Origin of the sequence: Candidatus Desulfatibia sp. (assembly GCF_036446775.1) — a bacterium.
Classification (GTDB): Bacteria; Desulfobacterota; Desulfobacteria; order Desulfobacterales; family UBA11574; genus Desulfatibia_A.
The window spans coordinates 1-2462 of sequence record NZ_JAZFTO010000351.1; the positions used below are offsets into that span (position 1 = coordinate 1).

At 44.9% G+C, this 2462-nt stretch carries 4 protein-coding genes; all 4 read right to left on the minus strand.

The window, feature by feature from the left end; genetic code table 11:
• Window positions 1–533: FG-GAP repeat domain-containing protein (locus V3S16_RS16210; RefSeq protein ID WP_413886818.1), on the minus strand; the 533-nt coding region annotated here is incomplete at its 3' end.
• A 448-nt stretch (window positions 534–981) separates the two neighbouring features.
• Complete coding sequence (locus V3S16_RS16215) at window positions 982–1896, minus strand: IS3 family transposase (RefSeq protein ID WP_413886820.1); 915 nt, start codon at window positions 1894–1896, stop codon at window positions 982–984.
• Between the two features lie 50 nt (window positions 1897–1946).
• Window positions 1947–2252 (minus strand): transposase, encoded by a 306-nt coding sequence (locus V3S16_RS16220; protein WP_413886822.1) that lies wholly within the window; start codon window positions 2250–2252, stop codon window positions 1947–1949.
• Window positions 2253–2279: 27 nt separating this feature from the next.
• A partial coding sequence (locus V3S16_RS16225) for a hypothetical protein (RefSeq protein WP_413886824.1) occupies window positions 2280–2462 on the minus strand: 183 nt, incomplete at its 5' end.

Genomic DNA, 2462 nt, shown 5'->3' on the forward strand with positions numbered 1-2462 from the left:
CCTTGCCACTGCTTCGTCGGATCGGCGGGAATCTTGAACCAGTACAAAGCGCTACGATCGCTCATGGCGACGATGTCGAGCTTGCCATCTCCGTCCATATCCGCGGCGACGTTGTCATGCGATTTTTCGATCACCCCATTCAAGTACCTTACAAATTTCTCTTCGCGAGGTTTGCCGGTATTACGGAACCAGGTCCCGCCTGAAATCTGATCGATCCATCCATCACCATCCACATCGAACGCCGTGCCGCCAACCTCCGTCAGGACGTTTTGTCCGATGGTATGCCGGACCCAGTCATCCGGTGCTTTGTACTCGAACCACCATATCATCCCGCCATTGCAGCCCGTAATCCAGTCCAGGTCGCCGTCCTTGTCAACATCCACCAGGGAACTCTGCCCCATACTTTTACCGATCCGATCGATCAGGTGATACTCAAACTCCGGAAATCCCGCTGCCGCAATTGAGCAAAACACACAAATCACCACAACAAAAACAAGCAAACACTTGAGTTTTCTAATATCGTAAGAAAACATCTCAAATTCCTTTCATTAGTTATTGATCTTTATCTCCACCAGCTTTTTTATGTTTTCGATATCGGTGGAGTTTTTGACATCGATTCGCAATCCTCTTCCTTCTGCGTACTTTCTGGCGTCCTTCAACTCTGTGATATGTGCTGGTTCAGCGGAACTTGGACAACGTCCATTTCTTATATGCTCCTAAAAAGAGGAGCACACACTTAATTTGAATCGCTGCGCGATGCTATTCTATTAGGTTTTCTGAGGCATACGAGTAATCCAAATCATACTGGAAAAACTAGCCTATTCAATGGCAGTGAGCATATGAATTACTCACTGCCAGCGTATGATTTATCATACTCAGTCAACTATCCCTAGTAAGTTGCTCCTCAGCAGAGCTTACATTCGTTTCACTGACCGATTGTCAATATAGCAACTTCTTGATTATTTGTCAAGGTGCTTTTTTCTATGCTGGCTGTTTTACAGCTTTCGCACGTGCCTTACGATTTTCACGAGCCGCTTCTAACTTGGCGTCACGCTCAGCATGGATAACCTCAGCACGGCCCTCAAGCTTGTCCTTCGGCGCAATATACCCAATGGCACTATGAAGACGTTTCGTATTATACTGTCCCACATAGGTCGTGACAATACGCTGAGCATCCTCTAATGATAAAGGGACTCCCTTGCGAATACATTCAGATTTGATAGTCTTATGCCAACGTTCAACTTTTCCATTACTCTGTGGATAATACGGACTGGTTCGGACATGCGTCATGCCACATGTCTTGATAAAACTCTTAAAGTCCTTAGCAATATACTGAGGGCCATTGTCACTGATAATACGCGGCTTTGCATCCGGAAACTTCTCACGGGCACGTTGAATAATCGTTTCAACATCTTGTTCGGTCATTTGTTTTCGGATTTCCCAGTGAACAATGTATCGACTATAGCCATCGAGAATTGTGGATAAATAATAAAATGTACCGTCAATATTGATGTAAGAAATGTCCGTGTGCCAGTGCTTGTGAGGCCCCGTGGGCTGCTTAAAGCCCGTTCCTTTACTGCCGGCCTTGGGATTCCACGGCATTAAGAGATTGTTCTTTTTGAGTATTCGGTAGACCGTAGCGGGACTGACGGCCACCACATTGTCATCCATCATCATATAGGTGATCCGTCGATAGCCGTTATCGGGATGCTTCTTGTAATACGTCACAATAGCCTCTATTTCCCACGGTTGAATCCAGTAATCTCGGGACTGTTTTCCGTTATGCAGATTGACTTTGCCATAACGATCTTTCCACTGATAGAACTTGCTCCGTGAAATCCCAAGCCAGCGTATAAGTCCTCTTAGGCTGATGCCTGTTTGTTCATTCCATCCCAAGATGCAATCGACAACGTCATCTCTGATATCCGGCTCAGCCCAGGCCGCATTTATAGTAACCCATTCTTTTTTTTTAGTTTGATATGCGCTTCCATGATCTCCGCAATGACCTGGTCCTTATGAGCCAGCTTTGTTTCAAGCAAAAACATTTTCTGTTGACGAAGCCTTTGTTCCGTTGTTTTTTTTGTTTCAAAGGCAGTGGCACCATTTTCAAAAAACATTTTCTGCCACTGATAGAACTGGGTCGGTTTGATGTCATACTCATCGCAAAGGTCTGAGATGGGTCTCTTTTCGAGCAAGTGCTGTCGGATAATATTAACCTTCTCTACTGCTTGAAATTGTCTCCGTTTTTTCATTACTACAAATCCTTTCAAAATTGTTTGTCACAGAGTAACAGAGTTTAAGGATTTGTCCAATTCCATCAGAGGCAACACAGTTATGCCGATGCTTTGGCGTCCTGTCAGGTAGAAGAAAAACTCAAAGAGGTGGTATCTCCGGCGTGCAATAAGATAAAGAAGAAAGGCAAGACTTATCGTGGCCTTAATCCTTGGCAGGAGGAAGATTAT